Source organism: Gemmobacter serpentinus (assembly GCF_008973825.1).
In the GTDB taxonomy this organism is placed as follows: domain Bacteria; phylum Pseudomonadota; class Alphaproteobacteria; order Rhodobacterales; family Rhodobacteraceae; genus Gemmobacter; species Gemmobacter serpentinus.
The window spans coordinates 64,263-83,944 of record NZ_WCHR01000006.1 but is presented as its reverse complement, the minus strand read 5'-3'; the positions used below and the strand labels follow the sequence as shown (position 1 = coordinate 83,944).

Annotated in this window: 21 protein-coding genes; 7 read left to right on the top strand and 14 right to left on the bottom strand. The window is 64.7% G+C overall.

Translation table 11 applies throughout. The features are described 5' to 3' along the window. Positions 1–40 precede the first annotated feature (40 nt). The 9 genes from nusB to GBJ34_RS04410 form a co-directional block, all read right to left on the bottom strand. A complete protein-coding gene (nusB, locus tag GBJ34_RS04450; RefSeq protein WP_151718068.1) occupies positions 41–508 on the bottom strand; it encodes a transcription antitermination factor NusB in 468 nt (155 codons plus the stop codon). Next, on the bottom strand, positions 505–1,023 hold the full coding sequence (locus GBJ34_RS04445; RefSeq protein WP_151718067.1) for a 6,7-dimethyl-8-ribityllumazine synthase: 519 nt from the start codon (positions 1,021–1,023) through the stop codon (positions 505–507). The genes nusB and GBJ34_RS04445 overlap by 4 nt, the downstream gene beginning before the upstream one ends. 3 nt (positions 1,024–1,026) lie before the next feature. Then, on the bottom strand, positions 1,027–2,121 hold the full coding sequence (ribB, locus tag GBJ34_RS04440; protein WP_151718066.1) for a 3,4-dihydroxy-2-butanone-4-phosphate synthase: 1,095 nt from the start codon (positions 2,119–2,121) through the stop codon (positions 1,027–1,029). Positions 2,122–2,323: 202 nt separating this feature from the next. Beyond that, positions 2,324–3,361, bottom strand: a complete 1,038-nt coding sequence (gene tdh, locus GBJ34_RS04435; protein ID WP_226341039.1) for an L-threonine 3-dehydrogenase — start codon at positions 3,359–3,361, stop codon at positions 2,324–2,326. After that, complete coding sequence (locus GBJ34_RS04430; RefSeq protein WP_151718065.1) at positions 3,361–4,557, bottom strand: glycine C-acetyltransferase; 1,197 nt, start codon at positions 4,555–4,557, stop codon at positions 3,361–3,363. Before GBJ34_RS04430 ends, tdh begins: the two co-directional genes overlap by 1 nt. A gap of 154 nt (positions 4,558–4,711) precedes the next feature. Then, positions 4,712–5,272 carry a helix-turn-helix domain-containing protein gene (locus GBJ34_RS04425; RefSeq protein ID WP_151718064.1) on the bottom strand — a complete coding sequence of 187 codons (561 nt, stop codon included), beginning with the start codon at positions 5,270–5,272 and terminating at the stop codon, positions 4,712–4,714. Positions 5,273–5,352: 80 nt separating this feature from the next. Beyond that, complete coding sequence (locus GBJ34_RS04420; protein ID WP_151718063.1) at positions 5,353–6,786, bottom strand: protein adenylyltransferase SelO; 1,434 nt, start codon at positions 6,784–6,786, stop codon at positions 5,353–5,355. Between the two features lie 78 nt (positions 6,787–6,864). After that, complete coding sequence (locus GBJ34_RS04415; protein WP_151718062.1) at positions 6,865–7,428, bottom strand: hypothetical protein; 564 nt, start codon at positions 7,426–7,428, stop codon at positions 6,865–6,867. 2 nt (positions 7,429–7,430) lie between these two features. Next, a complete protein-coding gene (locus tag GBJ34_RS04410) occupies positions 7,431–8,027 on the bottom strand; it encodes a riboflavin synthase (RefSeq protein WP_151718061.1) in 597 nt (198 codons plus the stop codon). Between the two features lie 210 nt (positions 8,028–8,237). Here GBJ34_RS04410 and GBJ34_RS04405 point away from each other — a divergent pair, with 210 nt between their 5' ends. The 3 genes from GBJ34_RS04405 to GBJ34_RS04395 all read left to right on the top strand — a co-directional run bounded on the left by GBJ34_RS04405 (position 8,238) and on the right by GBJ34_RS04395 (position 12,907). Next, positions 8,238–9,578: a capsule biosynthesis protein gene (locus GBJ34_RS04405; RefSeq protein WP_151718060.1), complete on the top strand. Its 1,341-nt coding sequence runs from the start codon at positions 8,238–8,240 to the stop codon at positions 9,576–9,578. A 102-nt stretch (positions 9,579–9,680) separates the two neighbouring features. Then, positions 9,681–10,820: a polysaccharide biosynthesis/export family protein gene (locus GBJ34_RS04400; RefSeq protein WP_151718059.1), complete on the top strand. Its 1,140-nt coding sequence runs from the start codon at positions 9,681–9,683 to the stop codon at positions 10,818–10,820. Positions 10,821–10,831: 11 nt separating this feature from the next. After that, positions 10,832–12,907, top strand: a complete 2,076-nt coding sequence (locus tag GBJ34_RS04395; protein WP_151718058.1) for a capsular polysaccharide biosynthesis protein — start codon at positions 10,832–10,834, stop codon at positions 12,905–12,907. Positions 12,908–12,911: 4 nt separating this feature from the next. On the opposite strand, the gene GBJ34_RS04390 is transcribed toward GBJ34_RS04395, so the two are convergent. Then, a complete protein-coding gene (locus GBJ34_RS04390; RefSeq protein WP_151718057.1) occupies positions 12,912–13,409 on the bottom strand; it encodes a MarR family winged helix-turn-helix transcriptional regulator in 498 nt (165 codons plus the stop codon). Positions 13,410–13,522: 113 nt separating this feature from the next. Next, positions 13,523–13,795, bottom strand: a complete 273-nt coding sequence (locus GBJ34_RS04385) for a succinate dehydrogenase assembly factor 2 (RefSeq protein ID WP_151718056.1) — start codon at positions 13,793–13,795, stop codon at positions 13,523–13,525. Between the two features lie 59 nt (positions 13,796–13,854). Between GBJ34_RS04385 and GBJ34_RS04380 the strand changes: the two genes are divergently transcribed. Genes GBJ34_RS04380 through GBJ34_RS04365 form a run of 4 tightly spaced genes read left to right on the top strand, consistent with a single transcriptional unit; the run spans position 13,855 to position 16,331 of the window. Next, positions 13,855–15,057 (top strand): pyridoxal phosphate-dependent aminotransferase, encoded by a 1,203-nt coding sequence (locus GBJ34_RS04380; protein WP_151718055.1) that lies wholly within the window; start codon positions 13,855–13,857, stop codon positions 15,055–15,057. Positions 15,058–15,065: 8 nt separating this feature from the next. Further along, the gene (locus tag GBJ34_RS04375) at positions 15,066–15,425 is read left to right on the top strand and encodes a bleomycin resistance protein (protein WP_151718054.1); all 360 of its coding nucleotides are present in this window, start codon (positions 15,066–15,068) and stop codon (positions 15,423–15,425) included. Positions 15,426–15,431: 6 nt separating this feature from the next. Then, positions 15,432–15,857 carry a hypothetical protein gene (locus tag GBJ34_RS04370; RefSeq protein ID WP_151718053.1) on the top strand — a complete coding sequence of 142 codons (426 nt, stop codon included), beginning with the start codon at positions 15,432–15,434 and terminating at the stop codon, positions 15,855–15,857. Between the two features lie 6 nt (positions 15,858–15,863). Then, the gene (locus GBJ34_RS04365) at positions 15,864–16,331 is read left to right on the top strand and encodes a GNAT family N-acetyltransferase (protein WP_151718052.1); all 468 of its coding nucleotides are present in this window, start codon (positions 15,864–15,866) and stop codon (positions 16,329–16,331) included. Here GBJ34_RS04365 and GBJ34_RS04360 read toward each other — a convergent pair. The 3 genes from GBJ34_RS04360 to GBJ34_RS04350 form a co-directional block, all read right to left on the bottom strand. Next, entirely contained in the window at positions 16,306–17,715 is a 1,410-nt protein-coding gene (locus tag GBJ34_RS04360; RefSeq protein WP_151718051.1) for an MATE family efflux transporter, read from the bottom strand. The genes GBJ34_RS04365 and GBJ34_RS04360 overlap by 26 nt on opposite strands. Before the next feature lie 189 nt (positions 17,716–17,904). Then, positions 17,905–18,981, bottom strand: a complete 1,077-nt coding sequence (locus tag GBJ34_RS04355) for a nickel/cobalt transporter (protein ID WP_151718050.1) — start codon at positions 18,979–18,981, stop codon at positions 17,905–17,907. Next, the gene (locus GBJ34_RS04350) at positions 18,972–19,640 is read right to left on the bottom strand and encodes a DUF1007 family protein (RefSeq protein WP_192931108.1); all 669 of its coding nucleotides are present in this window, start codon (positions 19,638–19,640) and stop codon (positions 18,972–18,974) included. The genes GBJ34_RS04355 and GBJ34_RS04350 overlap by 10 nt, the downstream gene beginning before the upstream one ends. Positions 19,641–19,682 lie beyond the last annotated feature (42 nt).

Here is a 19,682-nt window from a genome sequence, read left to right as displayed (position 1 = left end):
CTTGGCGCTGCCCCGAAAAATTTTCACGAAAATCGCGCGATCAGGAAAACGCGGCCGGTTTCGCCTCGCGCGCCATATGGTCCAGCACGGCATTGACGAATTTGGGCTCTTTCCCCTCGTCGAAAAAGGCCTTGGCCACATCGACAAACTCGGTGATCACCACCTTGGGCGGCGTGTCCGTCGCGACCATCTCGCCGCCCGCCGCGCGGAACAGCGCGCGCAGGACCGGATCGATCCGGTCAATTGGCCATTTCGCCACCAGCGCCCGGTCGGTCATCTGGTCGACCCTGGCCTGCCAGTTCACCGCTGCATCGATCAGCGCGCGGAAATGGGTCACATCACCCTCCGCCATCTCGGACCCGTCATCCAGCACCTCGCCAAAGCGATGGGACTCGAATTCGCGCACGATGCGTTCCACCGTCTGGCCAGAGCTTTCCATCTGGAACAGCGCCTGCACGGCGAAGAACCGCGCGGCGGAACGCATCTGTTTCTTGTCAGGTTTGCTCATGCCCGTGTGCCCTCATCGGCGCGAAAGCCCATGCCCTTGCGGCTGCCCGACCAGCGACGCGCCAGCGCCACCAGATGCAGCGCGGCGGCAGCCGCACCGCCGCCCTTGTTTTGGCCGGCCACCTCGGCGCGGGCCTGCGCCTGCGGGCGGTTCTCGACGGTCAGGATGCCATTGCCGATGCAGGCACCTTGCAGACCCAGCAGGGTGATCGCGCGGCTCGAGTCATTGCAGACGGTGTCGTAATGCGTGGTTTCCCCCCGGATCACGCAGCCGAGCGCGACATAGCCGTCATAATTCGACATGCGTTCAGCCATGGCGATGGCGGTCGGGATCTCCAGCGCGCCGGGCACCTCGATCACTTCGCTTTCGCCGCCCACGGCGGCCACAGTGGCCTGTGCGCCCGCGACCAGCTGATCGGCAATGTCCTTGTAGTAAGGCGCGACGACGATCAGGACCTTCACCGGCTTGTCGAATTGCGGCAAAGGCAGCGTGTAATGCTGTTCATTGGCGGCCATGGCTTACTCCGAAATCGCTTTGGTGCCGGTGATCGTCAGGCCATAGGCATCAAGCCCCACAACCTTGGGCGCCTTGTGGTTGGTGACCAGCGTGATCTCGCTGAGACCAAGGGCCGCCAGGATCTGCGCCCCAAGCCCGTATTGGCGCAGCGTCTGCGGCGATACCTCGCCCGATTCCGCCAGCTTCATCGAAGTGTCGCGCAACAGCACGACCACGCCGCGCCCGGCCTCGGCGATGACATGCATCGCCCCTGCCAATTCGCCCGCGGCCTCCACATCGCCCACACCCAGCACATCGGCCAGCGGGTCAAGCGCGTGCATCCGCACCAGAACCGGCTCGGGCGATCCGATATCGCCCTTGGTCAGCACGACATGTTCCGCGCCTTGCGCCACATCCGAGAAAATCCGCATGATCCATTCGCCACCATGGATCGAGGTCACGCGCTTGACCGCGCGCTCCTTCACCAGATTGTCGTTGCGGCGGCGATAGGCGATCAGATCCGAAATGGTGCCGATCTTCAGCCCATGCTTTTGCGCAAAGCTGACCAGATCGGGCAGGCGCGCCATGGTGCCATCGTCATTCATGATTTCACAGATCACGCCGGCGGGCTTCAGCCCCGCCAGACGCGCCACATCGGTCGCGGCCTCGGTATGGCCTGCACGCACCAGCACGCCGCCATCGCGGGCGCGCAGCGGGAAGATATGGCCCGGCGTCGCGATATCCTGCGGCCCGGCCTTGTCATCGATCGCCACCGCGATGGTGCGGGCGCGATCCTTGGCGGAAATGCCGGTCTCCACCCCTTCACGCGCCTCGATGGAGACGGTGAAGGCGGTCTCATGCCGCGACGAGTTCTTGGAGGCCATCAGTGGCAGACCAAGCTGGTCGATGCGCTCGCCCGCCAATGTCAGGCAGATCAGCCCACGGCCATGGGTCGCCATGAAGTTCACCGCCGCCGCGTCACATTTTTCGGCGGGGATCACCAGATCGCCCTCATTCTCGCGGTCTTCATGGTCAACAAGAATGAACATACGCCCGTTGCGGGCGTCTTCGATGATTTCCTCGACCGAGGAGATCGCATCGCGGTAGTCGCTGGACATCTGGATCGTCTCTTGCAGGGGGCCTTTCCCGTGCATTACCGCGCGCCGCCCTTAAAGGCCAGTGCCGAAGCACATGTGGGGGCCGCGCAAGGGTTGTGCATATGTGCCGCAGATCGCGACAGGGGCCACAGCTTGGGGGCCGCGCCGATTACGTCGGCAGAACAAGGGGGCGCAACCGCGCCCCCAGACCCTGAAACCGCGATCAATCCCAATCCAGCACGACCTTGCCGGACAGACCCGAGCGCATCACCTCGAACCCTTCGGCAAAATCGCGAGCCTTGAAACGATGGGTGATGACGCGCCGGATATCGAGACCGTTTTCCAGCATGGCAATCATCTTGTACCAGGTCTCGAAGATCTCGCGGCCATAGACGCCCTTGATGGTGATTGCCTTGAAGACGATCCGCGACCAGTCAACCGGCGATTTGCCGGGCGGGATGCCCAGCATGGCGATGCGCCCGCCCATCACCAGCGCCTCGACCATCTGGTCCAGCGCGCGCTGGTTGCCGCTCATCTCCATGCCGACATCAAAGCCCTGCGTCATTTTCAGCCGGGCTTGCACTTCTTTCAGGTCCTCGGAGGCGACATTCACCGGCACCACATCCGCGACCTGCGCCGCCAGTTCCAGCCGTGCCGGGTTCACATCGGTGATGACCACATGCCGCGCGCCGACATGGCGCGCCACCGCCGCCGCCATGATGCCGATGGGGCCTGCGCCGGTGATCAGCACATCCTCGCCCACCAGATCGAAGGACAAGGCGGTATGGACCGCATTGCCCAGTGGATCCAGAATCGCCCCGATCTCGTCATCGATGACATCGGGCAGCGGCACCACGTTGAAGGCGGGCAGGCGCAGATATTCGGCAAAGGCACCTTGTTCATTCACCCCGATACCCCGGGTCTCCGGGTCCAGATGGAACTTGCCCGCGCGCGACTGCCGCGAATGTCGTCCGATCAGATGCCCCTCGCCCGAGCAGCGCTGACCAATCGCCAGATCGGTGACATTGCGCCCGATCTCCACAATCTCGCCCGCAAACTCATGCCCCGTGACAAGGCCCAACGGCACGGTCTTCGCCGCCCATTCATCCCAGTTCCAGATATGGATATCGGTGCCGCAGATCCCGGTCTTGCGGATGCGGATCAGCACATCATCCGGGCCGATTTCCGGCACCGGGCGATCCTCCTGCCACAGCCCGATCTCGGGTCTGCTCTTGGCGAGCGCTTTCATATCGTTGCGCATCAGATCGCCCCCACGGCTTTGCCCGCGGCGCGGAACGCCTCCAGCGCGACATCCAGATCCGCGCGGGTCAGCCGCGCATTCATCTGGGTGCGGATGCGGGCCTGCCCCTTCGGCACCACCGGGAAGAAGAACCCGGCGACATAGACGCCACGCGTATACAGCTCTGCCGCCATGGCCTGCGCGAGCTTGGCATCCCCCAGCATCACCGGGATGATCGGATGTTCCCCCGGCAGCAGGGTGAAACCTGCGTCCGCCAGGCCCGCCCGCCAATAACCCGCGTTTTCAAACAGCTGCGCGCGCAGATCATCCGCCGCCTCGATGATATCAAGCGCCGCCAGCGCAGCCCCCACCACCACCGGCGGCAAGGCGTTGGAGAACAGATAGGGCCGCGCGCGCTGGCGCAGCAGATCGACCACCGCCTGCGGCCCGGCAATATAGCCGCCAAGCGCACCACCAAGCGCCTTGCCCAAGGTGCCGGTCAGGATATCGACCTGGACCCCGGCATGGGCCGGCGTGCCGCGCCCCTGCGGCCCCATGAACCCGGTCGCGTGGCAGTCATCCACCATGACCATCGCACCATAGCGATCCGCCAGCGCCCGGATCTCGCCCAGTTTCGCCAGATAACCATCCATCGAGAACACGCCATCGGTGGCGATCAGGATGAAACGCGCCCCATCCGCCCGCGCCGCCTGCAACTGCGCCTCCAGATCCGTCATATCGGAATTGGCGTAGCGATAGCGCTTGGCCTTGCACAGCCGGATGCCATCGATGATCGAGGCATGGTTGAGACTGTCGGAAATCACCGCGTCTTCGGGGCCCAGCAGCGGCTCGAACAGCCCGCCATTGGCATCGAAACAGGCGGCGAACAGGATGCTGTCCTCCTGCCCCAGAAACTGCGCCAGCCGCGTCTCAAGCTGCCGATGCAGGCCTTGCGTGCCACAGATGAAGCGGACCGAGGCCATGCCATAGCCATCCGATGCCATCGCCGCCTGCCCCGCCGCGATCAGGCGCGGGTCATCGGCAAGGCCGAGATAGTTGTTGGCGCAAAGGTTCAGCAGCGGTCGCCCCGCCACCGTGACATGCGCACCTTGCGGCCCTTCGATCAGTCGCTCGCGCTTCAGCAGCCCTTCCGCCTCGATCCCCGTCAGCACCGCTGAAAGATGCGTCAGAAACGCCGCCCGCCCCGTATCCGTCATTCCACCCTCCAATTCCACTATATCGGAAATATGCCATAAAACCGGATATGCGTCAATATAACGGAAAACATCCATAAAGACGGATATCCGCTTGTCTTTCATCTGTTCACGAATATCCCGGGGGTCCGGGGGCTGGCCCCCGGTGCCGCCGGTCTCAGCTGTCCTGCACGATCAGAATGGCGCGGGCAGACCCGGCACCTGCGCGAATGGCATGGGTCCGGTCCGCGGCGTAGCGCGCGGTATCGCCCGGCCCCAGATCCTCTACCAGATCACCGCTCTCAATCCGCAAATGCCCCTCGATCACTGCCAGATGCTCACGGCAGCCGGGGCTGTGCGGATCGGATTCCAGCGCCGATCCCGGCACGAAGATCAGCTCATAAACCTCATGATCGCCCACCGCCTCGGGGGCTGACAGGATGCGGATGGTGACGCCGGTGCCGCGCCCGGCGATCACTGGCGCGGCCTCGGCGCGGATCACCTCGATTCCCGGCCGGGGCTTGCCTTCCAGCAGCCCGGCGAAATCCACCTGCAATGCCTGCGTCAGATTCCACAGCGTCGCAACCGTGGGAGAGCTTTCGCCGCGCTCGATCTGGCTCACCATAGAGCGGCTGACGCCCGAGAGCTTGGCCACCCCGTCAAGGCTGAGGCCCCGCGCGCGGCGGGCGTCACGCAGGCTGGCGGCCAGACGATCATGAATCTCGGATCTCGCGGTCATGGCCAATTCTTTCACAGCGCGCAGGCGACGGGAACCGCAAATTTTCGTCGAAAATTTGTGGCCCGGGCGGCAAGTCGCGCTCAGGTACCGCAGAAGGTGCGGAAGCTGTCGTTGAAACTTTCCGGCGCGGGCAAGGCATAGGCCTCCAGCCCCGGGCGGTCAGTATAGGGATCCGCCAGCACCGAAAGCAGACGCTCGAATGGCGCAAGATCCCCGGCTTCGGCCGCGGCCAGCGCCTCCTCCACCCGCGCATTGCGCGGAATATAGGCGGGGTTCGCGGCCTGCATCCGCGCGGGCGCATCCAGGGCGCGCCGTGCCTGCCATTGCGGCCACCAGGCCTCCAGCGCCGCCATATCCTTGAACAGCCCACGCAGATCGGCGGGCGCGGTCGCCCGCGCCAGGCGGCGAAACCCAAGCGTCCAGTCGGTGCCGCTCAACGCCGCCACAAAGCCCTCTGCGAGATCCGCATCACCCTCCTGCGCACCATCCAGCCCGAGCTTTGCGCGCATCACCTGCACCCATTCCGCACGGTAGATCCCGGCAATCGCGCCAAGCCGTTCATTGGCCAGATCAATCGCCCGCGCCTCATCGGCGTCAAACAGCGGCACCAGCGTTTCGGCCAGCCGCGCAAGGTTCCAGCCCAGGATCAGCGGCTGGTTGCCATAGGCATAGCGCCCTTGATGATCGATCGAGGAAAACACGGTGCCGGGGCTATAGGCCTCCATGAAGGCGCAAGGGCCATAATCGATGGTCTCGCCCGAAATGGTCATATTGTCGGTGTTCATCACGCCATGGATGAAGCCAAGCCCCATCCATTGCGCAATCAGCCGCGCCTGTGCGCGGGTCACCGCGTCGAAAAACGCCAGATAGCGCCCCTCGCCCTGCGGCAGATCGGGGTAATGGCGCGCCATCGCGTAATCGGCCAGCCGCTGCACCATGGCGCGGTCGCCGCGGGCCGCGAAGAACTCGAACGTGCCGATGCGCAGATGGCTCGCCGCCACACGGGTCAGCACCGCTCCGGGAAGACCGCGTTCACGCTGCACCCGCGCGCCGGTGGCTACCGCGGCCAAGGCCCTGCTGGTGGGAACACCAAGCGCCGCCATTGCCTCGCCCATCAGATATTCGCGCAAGACCGGCCCAAGCGCCGCCCTCCCGTCGCCCCGGCGCGAAAACGGCGTCCTGCCCGAGCCTTTCAGCGCGATGTCACGGCGCTGACCGTGAATGTCGATCACCTCGCCCAGCAGCAACGCCCGACCGTCGCCAAGTTGCGGGGAAAAGCCGCCAAACTGATGCCCGGCATAGGCCTGCGCGATGGGTTCTGCCCCTTCAGGCAGGGCATTGCCGGAAAACAGCGCCGCCGCGTCCGGCAGCAGCGCGGCCGGGTCAAGCCCCAGCTCTGCCGCAAGTGCCGTATTCAGCTTCACAAGGGTGGGCGCGGGCACGGGTTCGGGCTTTTGCACCACATAGGTGCCCGGCAAATCCCGCGCATAGCTGTTGTCGAACCGCCAATCCATCGCCCGTCCCCCGATTGCCCGATGCTGATATGGCGCGCCCGATGCCGGTCGGCAAGGCGGCGCGCGCGCCGGAAGCGATCAGGCGAAGATGCGCTCTGCCGGAAGATAGAAGCCCAGCTTGCCTGCCGCGCACCATTCGGCCTCGAAAGGGGCGGCCCCGACAAGGATCACCCCGTCGGGCTTATGGGCCCCGCGCGCCAGACGGATCGCCTCGCGCGCCTCGGCAAAGCTGCCAAAGGGGCGCGGCGCAGGTTGTGCCGCATCCAGCAGGCCCTGCCCCGCTGCCATCAAGGCCGCCGGTGCAAGCGGCGCAACCGCCAGCGCCAGCCGCCCACATTGCGCCATGGATTGCAGTCGCGCCACGCGATCCTCGGGCAGTTGCGGCAGCCTGGACGTAACCCGCAAGGCGTTGGAAGAAAACAGGAAGGCCACCACATCATGGCCCGATGCCGCGCGGACGCTGGCATAGGTCTTGTAATCCAGACCAAGCTCCTGCGCGCGCCGGACCCGGCCACGCAGCACCTCGATCGGCAGATGCGGCAACAGCGCCTCGCGCGCGGCCTGCCAGCAATGCTTGCGCCAGGCGGTGCCGGTCATGTCCGGGCCACCATTATGCCCGATCCCTGCAAATGGGGCCGCCATGATCAGCCCCATTCCCGCAGCCGCGCGACATAGCGCGCCATGGTATCGACCTCCAGATTGATCTTCTGGCCAAGCGCCACACCGCCCCAGGTGGTGACGGCCTGGGTATGGGGGATGAAATTCACCCCGAAATCGCAGCCATCGACCTCGTTCACCGTCAGCGAGGTGCCGTTCAGCGCGACCGAGCCTTTGGGGGCGATGAATTTGGCCAAAGCCTCCGGCGCGCGGAAGGTCACCCGAAGGCTATCGCCCTCGGGGCGCAGCGCCACGACCTCGGCCACGCCATCGACATGGCCCGAGACGATATGCCCTCCAAGCTCATCCCCCACCCGCAACGCGCGCTCGAGATTCACGGGCGTGCCAACGACCCAAGTGCCCAGGTTGGTCTTGCTGACCGATTCCGCGCTGATTTCCACGTCGAACCAGTTGCGCGGCACCTTGCCGAGTGCGACCACGGTCAGGCAGACCCCCTCGCAGGAAATCGAGGCACCGATATCGATGCCCGCCACATCATAGGCGGTGCCGATGCGGGCGCGCAGATCGCCGCGCTGCTCCAGCTCCAGCACTTCTCCAATATCGGTAACGATCCCGGTAAACATCGTGCCTCTCCTTGGCCGCTTCTGGCGGTTACAGACCTACGCCCGCGCGGCCTGTGCTTCAACCCCCGGATCATGGCGCGGCTAAGGACTGGATGCCTCCCCGAAGGGGCCATAGTTCCGCCGCGATTCTCGGTCAGGCAGGCAAAATCGCAACTTTTCCCCTTTCTCCGCAAGACGGCCATGCTAAGCGGAAGAAAAGACAGGTATTGCATGACGAGTAACGGCGGATTTCAGGTGAATGACAGTGCCCCGGGTGCCGCGCCTGGGCTGACAGGAACGGGGCGGCGCTTCCTGTTTCTGCAAGGCCCGCATGGTCCATGGTTTCACCGGCTGGGACGGATGCTGAAGGCAACCGGCGCCGAAGTGCGGCGCGTGGGCTTCAATCGCGGCGACCGCGCCTTCTGGCCCGAGACCCAAAGCTATGTCCCCTATCGCGGCAGTCCTGACCAATGGCCCGAGACCTGCGCGCGGCTGCTGGACGATCATGCGATCACCGATATCGTGCTTTATGGCGACACCCGCCCGATTCATGCCGAGGCGGTGAAGATCGCCAAGGCGCGCGGCATCTGCGTGCATGTCTTCGAGGAAGGCTATCTGCGCCCGCATTGGATCACCTATGAGCGCGGCGGCACCAATGGCCATTCCAAGCTGATGACGCTGACCCTGCCGCAGATGCAGGCGGCGCTGGCGCAGCTGGACATGGATCTGCCCGATGCCCCGGCGCGATGGGGCGATATGCGGCAACATATCTTCTATGGCGCACTCTATCACTGGTTCGTGCTGACCGGCCGTTGGGATTACCCGCGCTTCCGCCCGCATCGGGCGCTGACGGTGCGGCAGGAATTCACCTTGTATCTAAAGCGCCTTGCCGCCCTGCCCTTCCATGCGCTGGAGCGGATGGCCGCGACCTTCCGCATCCGCCATGGCGGCTTTCCCTATCATCTGGTGCTGCTGCAACTGGAACACGATAGCAGTTTCCAGATGCATTCGCCGTTTTCCACCATGACGGAATTTCTGTCGCTGGTGGTCGAGGGCTTTGCCAAAGGCGCCTCGCCGCATCACCATCTGGTCTTCAAGGCCCATCCGCTGGAGGATGGCCGCGTGCCGGTCGCCCGCGAAATCCGCAGACTGGCGCGAGAACACGGTGTGACCGGCCGGGTGCATTTCGTGCGCGGTGGCAAACTTGCGCAGCTTCTGAATGATGCGCGATCTGCCGTCACCGTCAATTCGACCGCCGGCCAGCAGGTGCTTTGGCGTGGTCTGCCGCTGAAAACCTTTGGTGCGGCGGTCTATGCCAAGCCGGAATTCGTCTCTACCCAAGGGTTGGCCGAATTTTTCCGCCTGCCCACACGCCCCGACAGCCGCGCCTATCGCGATTACCGGCACTATCTGCTGGAAACCAGTCAGGTGCCCGGCGGCTTCTATTCCTCGCGGGGGCGGCGCGCGCTGCTACGACAGGTAGTGGATATGATGCTGTCGCCCGAGGATCCCTATGATGCGCTGCAATCGGGCAACGCGGCACCACGGCAACACCTGCGCCTTGTCAATTAGCGCCAAAAGCCTTGCACAGAAACTCTGACTGGCAATTTCGCTCACGTTTCTGTAGCTTTGCATAAAAAACTTGAGGCAAAATCCAAATAAGGAGCCCGAGCAGTGAATTTGAACACGACCCGCGGGGCCAGAGCCGTGGTCCTTGTCGTGCTTGTCGCGACCGTTGCGGCCTGCGGCCTGCCCCGGTCCGGCCCGAACAAGCGCGAGATCTATGCCGGTTCCGTTCTCCGCCAGGGCGATGCCTTCGTGGTGACCGTCAATCCCCGTGTGACGCGCGCGACTTCGGTCATGCCCGCCCTCGGCTTTTCCGACAGCTTCCGCAAGGCGGGCAAGGTCGGGTCCGACACCATCAATCCCGGCGACGTGCTGGGCCTGACGGTGTTTGAAAACGTCAAGGACGACCCGCTTCTGGGCAATACCGGGCAGCGCGTCTCGGTTCTGGACGAGGTTCAGGTCGATGGCAGCGGCTTCATCTTCGTGCCCTATGCCGGCAAGATCAAAGCCGCCGGACAGACGCCGGACGGGCTGCGCCAGATCATCACCAAAAAGCTCGACAGCCAGACACCCGACCCACAGGTCACCGTGCAGCGGCTGGCGGGTGACGGGCAGACGGTCTCGGTCTCCGGGATGGTGGGCGGTCAGGGCGTCTTCCCGATCGAGCGCCCGACCCGGACCTTGTCTGCGATGATTGCCAAGGCGGGCGGTGTGGCCATTGAGCCTGCCGTTGCCGTGGTGCGGGTGACACGCGGCAGCGAGACCGGACAGGTCTGGATGCAGGATCTGTTCCAGAACCCGGCAATGGACATCGCGCTGCGCGGTGGCGACCGCATCGTGGTGGAACGCGACCAGCGCGCCTTCACCGCCCTGGGTGCCACCGGCGCGCAAAGCCTTGTGCCGTTTGAAAGCCAGACTCTGTCCGCCATCGAGGCAATTGCGCAGGTCGGGGGGCTGAACACCTCCATCGCGGATCCCAAGGGCGTCTTCGTCTTCCGCAACGAACCCGCCGAGATCGCCAATGCTGTCCTGGGCCGCAACGATCTGCGCGGCGATCAGCGCATGGTCTATGTGCTGGACCTGACCCAACCGACCGGCATGTTCGAGGCGCGCGATTTCCTCGTGCGCGACGGCGACACGCTCTATGTGACCGAAGCCCCCTTCACGCAGTGGAGCAAGACGATCAGCGCGATCACCGGCACCGCCGGCGCGGCGAATTCGCTGGCAAGCGTCAGCGGCTCCAACTGATCGGCAGGGTGATGACCCTGCCCACCGATGCCAACCAGACCGCCGGGGGCCTTCCCCGGCGGCTTTGTTATTTCAATGCGGGCTTTTTGCGGCAAAAACGCCTGCGCCGGATCCTGCAATTGGCCGGACACGAGCTGGTGCCGCTGCGCGCGACGGGTGCCGACGGCGTGCTGGTCTGGGGCCGCTCACCCTATGCCATCCGCGGCGAGGCGGTGGCGGAGGCGCGCGGCCTGCCGATCCTGCGGGTCGAGGACGCCTTTCTGCGCTCCATCCATCCCGGGCGGTCGGGTGCGCCGCCCATCGGGTTGATGCTGGATGCGACCGGCGTACATTTCGATGCGGCGAGCCCCTCACGGCTGGAAGGCATCCTTGCGCGTGATCCGCTCAGCGACAGCGATCTTCTGCGCCGCGCACGCGACGGGATCGGACGGATCCGGGCGCTGCATCTGTCGAAATACAATGCCCATGACCCGGATCTGGCACCGCCGCCTGCGGGCTATGTTCTGGTGATCGACCAGACGCGGGGCGATGCCGCGATCCACCATGGCGGGGCGACGGCTGCCAGTTTTGCCGAGATGTTGCTGGCCGCCAAGCTGGATCACCCGACCGCGCGCATCCTGATCAAGACCCATCCCGAAACCCAGGCGGGCCATCGTCCCGGCCATTTCGGCGCGGCAGATTGCGATGCGCGGGTAAGTCTTTACGCCGATCCGGTCTCGCCACAGGCGCTGCTGGAAGGTGCGATTGCGGTCTATACCGTGACATCGCAACTTGGGTTCGAGGCGATCCTTGCTGGCCACCGCCCGCATGTCTTTGGCCAGCCCTTCTATGCCGGCTGGGGCCTGACCCATGACCGCCAGCCGCTGCCTCGGCGCGGGCGCAAGCTGACACCGGCGCAGGTGTTTGCGGGCGCGATAATCCTGGCCCCGATCTGGTATGATCCCTGCCGCGACCGGCTGTGCAGCTTTGAAGCGGCGCTGGATCAACTTGAGGCCGAGACCCGCGCCTTTCGCGAGGATCGCCGGGGCCATGTCGCAAGCGGCATGAGGTTGTGGAAACGCGCGCCGTTGCAGGCGTTTTTCGGGCGCGAGGCCCGGCTGCGCTTTGTCGACCCGGTGCCAAAGGCCGCCCTGCGGGCAGAACGGATGCGCCGCCCGCTGCTGATCTGGGCCGGGAAAGAGCCGCCGGATTTCGCGCCGCCGGTCCCGGTGCGGCGGGTCGAAGACGGGTTTTTGCGCTCACGCGGGTTGGGGGCCGATCTGGTGCCGCCGCTCAGCCTTGTGACCGATGATCTGGGGATCTACTACGATCCAAGCCGCGAAAGCCGGCTGGAACGCCTGATCCGTGCGCCGCTCTCTGTTGCGGCCGCGCGGCGGGTGGAGGTGTTGCTGGAGAAATTGCTGGCGGCACGGCTGTCCAAATACAACCTTGCAGCCGCCACCCCCGATTTGCCCGATGCGCAGGGGCGGCGCATCGTGCTGGTGCCCGGACAGGTCGAGGATGACGCCTCGATCCGGCTGGGCTGTGGCGAGATCCGCAGCAACCTTGCGCTGTTGCAGGCCGCGCGCGCGGCCAATCCCGATGCGATGATCCTGTATAAGCCGCACCCGGATGTGGAGGCGGGCTTGCGCCCCGGCGCGGTGGCGGCGGCCGAGATGATCGGGCTGGCCGATTTCATTGCGCCGCATTCCGACCCGATCACACTGATCGGCTTTGCCGATGAGGTCTGGACCATGACCTCACTTCTGGGCTTCGAGGCGCTGTTGCGCGGCAAGCCGGTCACCTGCCTCGGTGCACCCTTCTATGCCGGTTGGGGCCTGACGACCGACCTTGGGCCTGTGCCGGAACGCCGCCGCCGTGCCCCTGACGGCCACCCGCTGCCGCATGTCACCCTGCACCAATTGGCCCATGCCGCGCTGATCGCCTATCCGCGCTACCACGATCCGGTCAGTGGCCTGCCCTGCCCGGCGGAGGTGGCAATCGACCGGCTGGCATCGGGCCAGATCCCGCCCGCGCGGCTGGCGAACCGCCTGTTGGCCAAGGCGCAAGGCTTGCTTGCCAGCCAAAGCTGGCTCTGGCGCCGATAGACCTTCAATAGATGTATCGGATCTGTTCGGTCCAATACCGTTCCATCCGTTTCAACTGCTGGTTCACATCCTCCATCCCCGCCGCATCGACGATCTGGCGTTTTTCCAGACCTTCGGCATGGCGGGTGAACAGATCGGCGATGATCGCCCGCACCCTGCGGCCCTTTTCCGTCAGCCGCACCCGGACCGACCTGCGATCGAGTTCCGAACGCTGATGGTGCATATAGCCCAACTCGACCAGCTTCTTCAGGTTGTAGCTGACATTGCTGCCCTGATAGTAGCCGCGCGACTTCAGTTCGCCCGCCGTCACCTCATTCTCGCCGATATTGAACAGCAAAAGCGCCTGCACCGGGTTGATCTCCAACAGGCCAAGCCGTTCAAATTCGTCTTTCACCACATCCAGCAACAGCCGGTGCAGCCGCTCGATCAGCGCCAGATTGTCGAGATAGCCCAGCATGAAGGCCCGGTGCGAGCCATCAAGCACTTGTTGATACAGCGTCATGCAATTCTCCGCCCGTCACGTCATCCCGGCCAGAATCGGCACAAAAGAAAAACATGACGTAAACGGATCAGGAAGATCGCGACGATTTTAGACAAATCGCCGGGCAAGGCACCTCAGCGGCTCGCCTCCAGACGCGCGCGGGCAAAGGCACCGATTTCGGCGATTAGGCCAGCCAGTGCCGCAGGCGCCGGACGCTGGCCCAGAACCCAGGGCAGCAGGTCCTGGTCATTTTCCTCCAGCAGCGCGTCATAGGTGACCAGCGTCGCCTCATCCATCTGCGCCAGCTGCGCATCGGCCCAGGGGCCCAGCACCAGATCCATCTCCTTGGTGCCCCGCCGCCAGCTGCGCATCCGCATCCGTTTCAGCCGTGCTTCCTGCGTTTCCATGGTTGCCCCCTCACCCGGCCCGGCCTAAGAAGTTTCGATATCTTTTGCCGGAGTGTTCCATGGCCTTCCTGTCCGATACCCTCGCCCGTGTCAAACCCTCGCCCACCATCGCGGTGACCACCAAGGCGCAGGAGTTGAAGGCGGCGGGGCGCGACGTGATCGCCCTTGGCGCGGGTGAGCCGGATTTCGACACGCCGCAGAACATCAAGGATGCCGCCAAGCGTGCCATTGACGAGGGCCGCACCAAATACACCGCCGTCGATGGCATCCCGGAATTGAAGAAGGCGATCTGCGCCAAGTTCCTGCGCGAGAACGGCCTGACCTATGCGCCGAACCAGATCAGCGTCGGCACGGGTGGCAAGCAGATCCTTTACAATGCGCTGATGGCCACCTGCAATCGGGGCGATGAGGTCATCATCCCCGCGCCCTATTGGGTGTCTTACCCCGATATGGTGGAGCTTGCGGGCGGCACGCCGGTCGCCATCGAGGGGCGGCTGGAAAACAGCTTCAAGATCACGCCGGAACAGCTTGAGGCGGCGATCACCCCCAAGACCAAATGGTTCATCTTCAACAGCCCCTCCAACCCGACCGGCGCGGGCTATAGTCATGCCGAGCTGAAGGCGCTGACCGATGTGCTGCTGCGCCATCCCCAGGTCTGGATCCTGTCGGATGACATGTATGAACATCTGGTCTTTGACGATTTCAAGTTCTGCACCCCCGCCGAGGTGGAGCCTGCCCTGTATGACCGCACGCTGACCACCAATGGCGTGTCCAAATCCTATGCGATGACCGGCTGGCGCATCGGCTATGCTGGCGGCCCTGTGCATCTGATCAAGGCCATGGGCACGATCCAGTCGCAATCGACCTCCAACCCCTGTTCGGTCAGCCAATATGCCGCCCTTGAAGGATTGACCGGCCCGCAGGACTTTCTGGAAACCAACAAGGCCCTGTTCCAGCGCCGCCGCGATCTGGTGGTGGCGGGCCTGAACGCCTGCCCTGGCATCACCTGCCCGGTGCCGGAAGGGGCGTTCTACGTTTATCCCGATATTGCGGGCTGCATCGGCAAGACCAGCGCGGGTGGCGCGAGGATCGAGAATGACGAGGCTTTTGCCACGGCGCTCCTGGAGGAAACCGGGGTTGCTGTGGTCTTTGGTGCGGCCTTCGGGCTTTCGCCGAACTTTCGCGTCAGCTACGCTACGTCAGATGCCGCATTGGCCGAGGCCTGCGCCCGCATCAAGACGTTCTGCGAAGGGCTGAGGTAAGGCGCATCATGGCCGACCGGATCACCGCAAACCTGCCCAGCCGCGATTTCGCGGCGACGGCTGCGTTTTACGGCGCGCTTGGTTTCACGACGGGCTTTCGTGATGACGGCTGGATGATCCTGAAGCGCGATGCGCTGGAGCTGGAGTTCTTCCCCCATCCCGACCTGGACCCGAAAACCAGCTGGTTCTCGGCCTGTATCCGCGTGGATGATGTGGAGGCGTTGCATGGGGCCTGGCAATCTGCGGGCCTGCCCGCCGACACAGAATCGATCCCGCGCCTGACCGGCTTTTTCCAGCCCGGCAATGCGCCACGGATGTTTGCGCTGATCGATGCCGATGGCTCGCTTTTGCGCTGCATGGGGAATTGAGGCGATATGGCGGGCGATCTTCCTGACTATTACTTTCGTATCCGCGAGAATGGCGCGGTCGTGTTCAAGGTCGATACCGAGAACCGCCAGCGCCGCATCGACATGGAAGAGATTGCCACCGTCAATGTGAAGAACGGCAATATCAAACCGCATGGCGACCGCGAGTTGACCGCCGAAGAGGCCGATCTGATCCGCAACTGGACGCGTGATCGGGTGGCGCTGCTGGCACAGCGCGATATCGACGATATCCACCGTTCGGTTGATTACCTCAACACCACGACGCAATGGGTGCAGTCGCGTGCCACGCCTGAGCAGCTGGATCAGGTGACCGACGCGCTGTTGATGGCGATGCATGATCTGCGCAGCGTCCTGGTGCGCAAGAAAGCCGAACGTCTGATGAAGGCGGCAGGCGGCGCATCTGACGATGATTGATGGGCGATGATTAATCTGCGCCCGGCGCGGGTGGCTGATGTTGCGGGCATATTCGAGGTTCGCCTTGCGGTCACCGAGAACGCGCTGACATTGCCTGAACTGACCGAAATGGGCATCACGCCCGAGGCGATCACCGCGATGATCGCAGAAGCCCCCTGCGCTTGGGTCGCTGAGGACACGGGGGGCGCCGAAGCGGTCGATCAGGGCAAGCCAGGCCAGATCGTCGGCTTTTCGATGATCGATATCGCAGAAGGCGCGCTGTTTGCGGCCTTTCTGCGCCCCAGCCATGAGGGGTGTGGGATCGGCACCGGCCTGGTTGCGCTGGCTGAGGCAGAGCTGTTTCGTCACCATGAGACGATCTGGCTGGAAACCGGAGCCACCACCCGCGCCGCAGGCTTTTACCGCCGTCTCGGCTGGCAGCAGGTCGAATATCTGGATGGTGGCGATATCAGGTTGAAGAAATCCCGGCGCTGATCGCCCTTTCTTCCCGCGTCTTGTCTTCCGCCGGGCCTTTGGGCACCCGGCTCCAGAACCGCCACATCAGCGCGGATGCGGCACAGGCAAGCCCGATCACCAGACCGATCCATAGCCCCACGCCGTTCAACCCCAGCGGGAAGGCCAGAATCCAGGCCGCCGGAATCCCGATCCCCCAATAGGACACGGCCGCCAGCCACATCGGCACCCGCGTATCCTGCACGCCGCGCAGCAGACCAAGCGCCAGAACCTGCCCCGCATCCATCATCTGGAAGGCGGCGGCAAGGGCCAGGAACAGCCCGCCAAAGGTCAGGATATGCACGGCTTCCACCGAGCTGCGGTCGATGAACAAGCCGATGATCTGCTCGGGCAGGGTCAGATAGAGCACCATCTGCAAGACGCCCACCACGGCGGAAATCGCAATCGCCATCACTCCGCCGCGCCGCAGGTTCGGCCAGTCGCCCGCACCGGCAAAGCGCCCGGTGCGCACGGTTGCCGCATTGGACAGACCGACATGCACCATGAAACCGATCGCTGTGACCTGCATGGCGATGCCATGCGCCGCCAGCTCCACCGTGCCGACCCACCCCATCATCAGGGCGGCAGCCTGAAACAGCCCGGCTTCGGCCAGCCCGGTCAGCCCGATAGGCATCCCCAGCCGGAACACCCGCACCAGCGCATGGGGATCGGCGCGCCAGAATCGCTGGAACAGATGGAAGTGTCGCAAGGATGGCAGCAGCCCCGCATAAAGCCCAAGGATCACCAGCGTCATGATCTGGATCAGCAGGGTTGCAAGGGCCGAGCCTTCCACCCCCAGCTCGGGCAGGCCCCAGCGGCCGAAGACCAAAGGATAGCACAGCACCGCATTGACGCCGACCGCCGCGACCGTGACCCAAAGCACGACCTGCGTGCGCTCCAGCGCGGCCAGATAGCTTTTCAGCGCCATGACCAGCAATGCCGGGATCATGCCAAGCCCCGCAATATGCAGAAAGTCGCCCGCAAGCGCCGCGACCTCGGGCTTTTGCCCGGCCAGCAGCAGCAGCCGGTCGGCATACCAGAACAGCGGGTAACACAGGATGCCGAACAGGATCGACCACCACATGCCCATACGGGCGGCGCGGCGCACCTCGGTCTCGTCGCCACGGCCAAGCGCCTGCGCCACCATCGGCATCACCGCCTGGGCAAAGCCCGAGCCCAGCACGAAGATCACAAAGAAGAAGGATGTGCCCAGAACGACCGCGGCCAGTTCCGGCACGCCATACCAGCCCATCACGATGGTATCGACCACATGCAAAGACATCTGCGCGACATGACTGCCCACCAGAGGCAGGCCAAGCGCCAGAAGCGCGCGTAAATGGGCGGGGCGGGAAAGCAGCGTCGACATGTCTGTCTATCTAGGCCTTGCCCAATGTTCGGGCATGTCTGACAGCGACAGGGAGTGTCGCGACAGGACATGTCGCTTTTGCGACATCCGGTCGGTTCGCGACAAGATCTGGCCAGGCACCGCAAGGGTCGGGCCGAGCTGGCCCCCGCCCGAGGTGACTCCGCCCAGACTGGATCAGTGAAGACAGGATCAGTGCAGACTGGATTCGGCCGGAACGGAGCGAGGCGGTTTGATCGGCAGCGTCTCGCCGGGCAGCATCCGGCCCGGCACAGGCATCGATGCCGCAGGCTGCATACCGGGCCGCGCCCCAAGCCCCGGCCCGGCCTCAAGGCTTGCCAGCAACAAGGGCAGCGTGATCGCAGTCAACAGCACGCCCACGCTCAGTTCCAGCAGCGGGGCAAGGCGCGCCAGACGGCGCGGCCAGGCGGCGCGCAGGCCTTCGCGCGACCAGACCGCAAGCCCCGCAACCAGCACCGTCACCAAGGCCGTGCCAAGCCCCATCGCATAGACCCCGGCAATGCCCGCCCCCGCGATACCCATCTGCCAACTGACGATCAGCAGGAACAGCGCACCGGAACAGGGCCGCAGCGCAATCGCCGCCACCAGCGCCGCCCCCGCGCGCCATGAGTTGACCGCTGCCGCCTGCTCCAGCGTCGGGCCATGTGCATGACCACAGCCGCAGATGGGGCCGCAATCCGCGCCGTGAACATGGCCACCCAGCATCACCGCGCCGCCGACACGGCTGCCGCCCAGTAACCCGGCGGGTTTCGCGCGCCGCAATCCCCTGATGCCCCGGATCAGCAGCCAGACCCCAATGCCGAGGATCGCCAGATGGCTCAGCGGCAGGAACAATGCGGTGCTCACGCCCTCCACCTGCCCCCGCGCCCAACCCAGACCAAAGATCAGTGCATAGACAAGACCGATGGCCACGGTGGATTGCGCCAGGCTGGAGATCAGCGCCAGCCCCGCCAGTCGCAAGAGCGGCACCCGCCGCGCCAGACCATAGCCGCCGATCAGCATCTTGCCATGCCCCGGCCCCGCCGCATGAAAGAACCCGTAGGCAAAACCCACGGCCAGCAGCCCCGTCAGGGCACCGGGCTGGCCGGTGGCAATGGCACGCACCGCCACCGCCATGTCGCGCTGCACCGCCCGCGCGCCCGCCTCGGCCCAGATCCGCAAGCCGGTGAACCCACCACCAAGCCAAAGCGCGGCCAGCAGCAAGGCCACTGCAAGCCCGGCCAGCACAAGCGCCTGGTTCAGCCGCATGTCAGAACCAGCGCCTCGGCGAACTCCCTGCCGATGGCGGGAAAATCTGCCTCCACATCCTGATCGGGGCTGTAACGCGACAGCAGATCCAGCAATTGCCGGTCCACCGTGGCGGGATCGGGCCTTTGCAGATCAAACCGGCATCCCGCAGGCAAGGCAGGTGTGAAGGTCGGATCGTAAGCGATGGAATAGGATGAATAATATCCCGGATCATAGACCTCGATCCGCAGCGGGTGATCCAGCGTGACGGGTGGGTCGATCCGGCGCAGATGGCTGGATGTGAGGCGTCCGTCCCGGTAATCCGCCGTCCAGCCCTCGGGCGCGGACAGGGTCAGTGGGCGTTCGCCAGACGCCGCATAGGTATCGCCCGCAAAGTCTTCCATCCACTGCATGTCAAAGCCCTGCAGCGCCGCGCGTTCCGCATCCGATGCGGTGCCATCGTGATCGGCATCAAGCCCGCGCTCCTCGATCAGCAGCAGGGAATAGAACTCATCATAGTCCCAGCGGATGCGCAGGGCGGTTGCCCGCCCCTCGGCATCAAAAATCACCTCGATCCCGGTATCGACCCAGATATGCGGATGCGCTGCCGCAGGTGCGGCCCAAAACAGGGCCAGTGCGGCAAGCGTCCAGGTCAGACTGAGATTCCGGTGATGTTTCATCGCGCCGACCCTAGTTTGCGGCGGGCCGGGGTCAAGCCGAAG

Excerpts from the sequence above, each read along its gene's own strand:
- GBJ34_RS04415 (WP_151718062.1), bottom strand. The coding sequence starts at position 7,428 with ATGGCGGCCCCATTTGCAGGGATCGGGCATAATGGTGGCCCGGACATG.
- GBJ34_RS04425 (WP_151718064.1), bottom strand. The coding sequence starts at position 5,272 with ATGACCGCGAGATCCGAGATTCATGATCGTCTGGCCGCCAGCCTGCGT.
- GBJ34_RS04370 (WP_151718053.1), top strand. The coding sequence starts at position 15,432 with ATGGCGGGCGATCTTCCTGACTATTACTTTCGTATCCGCGAGAATGGC.
- GBJ34_RS04355 (WP_151718050.1), bottom strand. The coding sequence starts at position 18,981 with ATGCGGCTGAACCAGGCGCTTGTGCTGGCCGGGCTTGCAGTGGCCTTG.
- GBJ34_RS04385 (WP_151718056.1), bottom strand. The coding sequence starts at position 13,795 with ATGGAAACGCAGGAAGCACGGCTGAAACGGATGCGGATGCGCAGCTGG.
- GBJ34_RS04445 (WP_151718067.1), bottom strand. The coding sequence starts at position 1,023 with ATGGCCGCCAATGAACAGCATTACACGCTGCCTTTGCCGCAATTCGAC.
- GBJ34_RS04410 (WP_151718061.1), bottom strand. The coding sequence starts at position 8,027 with ATGTTTACCGGGATCGTTACCGATATTGGAGAAGTGCTGGAGCTGGAG.
- GBJ34_RS04365 (WP_151718052.1), top strand. The coding sequence starts at position 15,864 with ATGATTAATCTGCGCCCGGCGCGGGTGGCTGATGTTGCGGGCATATTC.
- GBJ34_RS04430 (WP_151718065.1), bottom strand. The coding sequence starts at position 4,557 with ATGACGGATACGGGGCGGGCGGCGTTTCTGACGCATCTTTCAGCGGTG.
- ribB (WP_151718066.1), bottom strand. The coding sequence starts at position 2,121 with ATGTCCAGCGACTACCGCGATGCGATCTCCTCGGTCGAGGAAATCATC.
- nusB (WP_151718068.1), bottom strand. The coding sequence starts at position 508 with ATGAGCAAACCTGACAAGAAACAGATGCGTTCCGCCGCGCGGTTCTTC.
- GBJ34_RS04405 (WP_151718060.1), top strand. The coding sequence starts at position 8,238 with ATGACGAGTAACGGCGGATTTCAGGTGAATGACAGTGCCCCGGGTGCC.
- GBJ34_RS04380 (WP_151718055.1), top strand. The coding sequence starts at position 13,855 with ATGGCCTTCCTGTCCGATACCCTCGCCCGTGTCAAACCCTCGCCCACC.
- GBJ34_RS04395 (WP_151718058.1), top strand. The coding sequence starts at position 10,832 with ATGACCCTGCCCACCGATGCCAACCAGACCGCCGGGGGCCTTCCCCGG.
- GBJ34_RS04360 (WP_151718051.1), bottom strand. The coding sequence starts at position 17,715 with ATGTCGACGCTGCTTTCCCGCCCCGCCCATTTACGCGCGCTTCTGGCG.
- GBJ34_RS04420 (WP_151718063.1), bottom strand. The coding sequence starts at position 6,786 with ATGGATTGGCGGTTCGACAACAGCTATGCGCGGGATTTGCCGGGCACC.
- GBJ34_RS04375 (WP_151718054.1), top strand. The coding sequence starts at position 15,066 with ATGGCCGACCGGATCACCGCAAACCTGCCCAGCCGCGATTTCGCGGCG.
- GBJ34_RS04390 (WP_151718057.1), bottom strand. The coding sequence starts at position 13,409 with ATGACGCTGTATCAACAAGTGCTTGATGGCTCGCACCGGGCCTTCATG.
- GBJ34_RS04350 (WP_192931108.1), bottom strand. The coding sequence starts at position 19,640 with ATGAAACATCACCGGAATCTCAGTCTGACCTGGACGCTTGCCGCACTG.
- tdh (WP_226341039.1), bottom strand. The coding sequence starts at position 3,361 with ATGCGCAACGATATGAAAGCGCTCGCCAAGAGCAGACCCGAGATCGGG.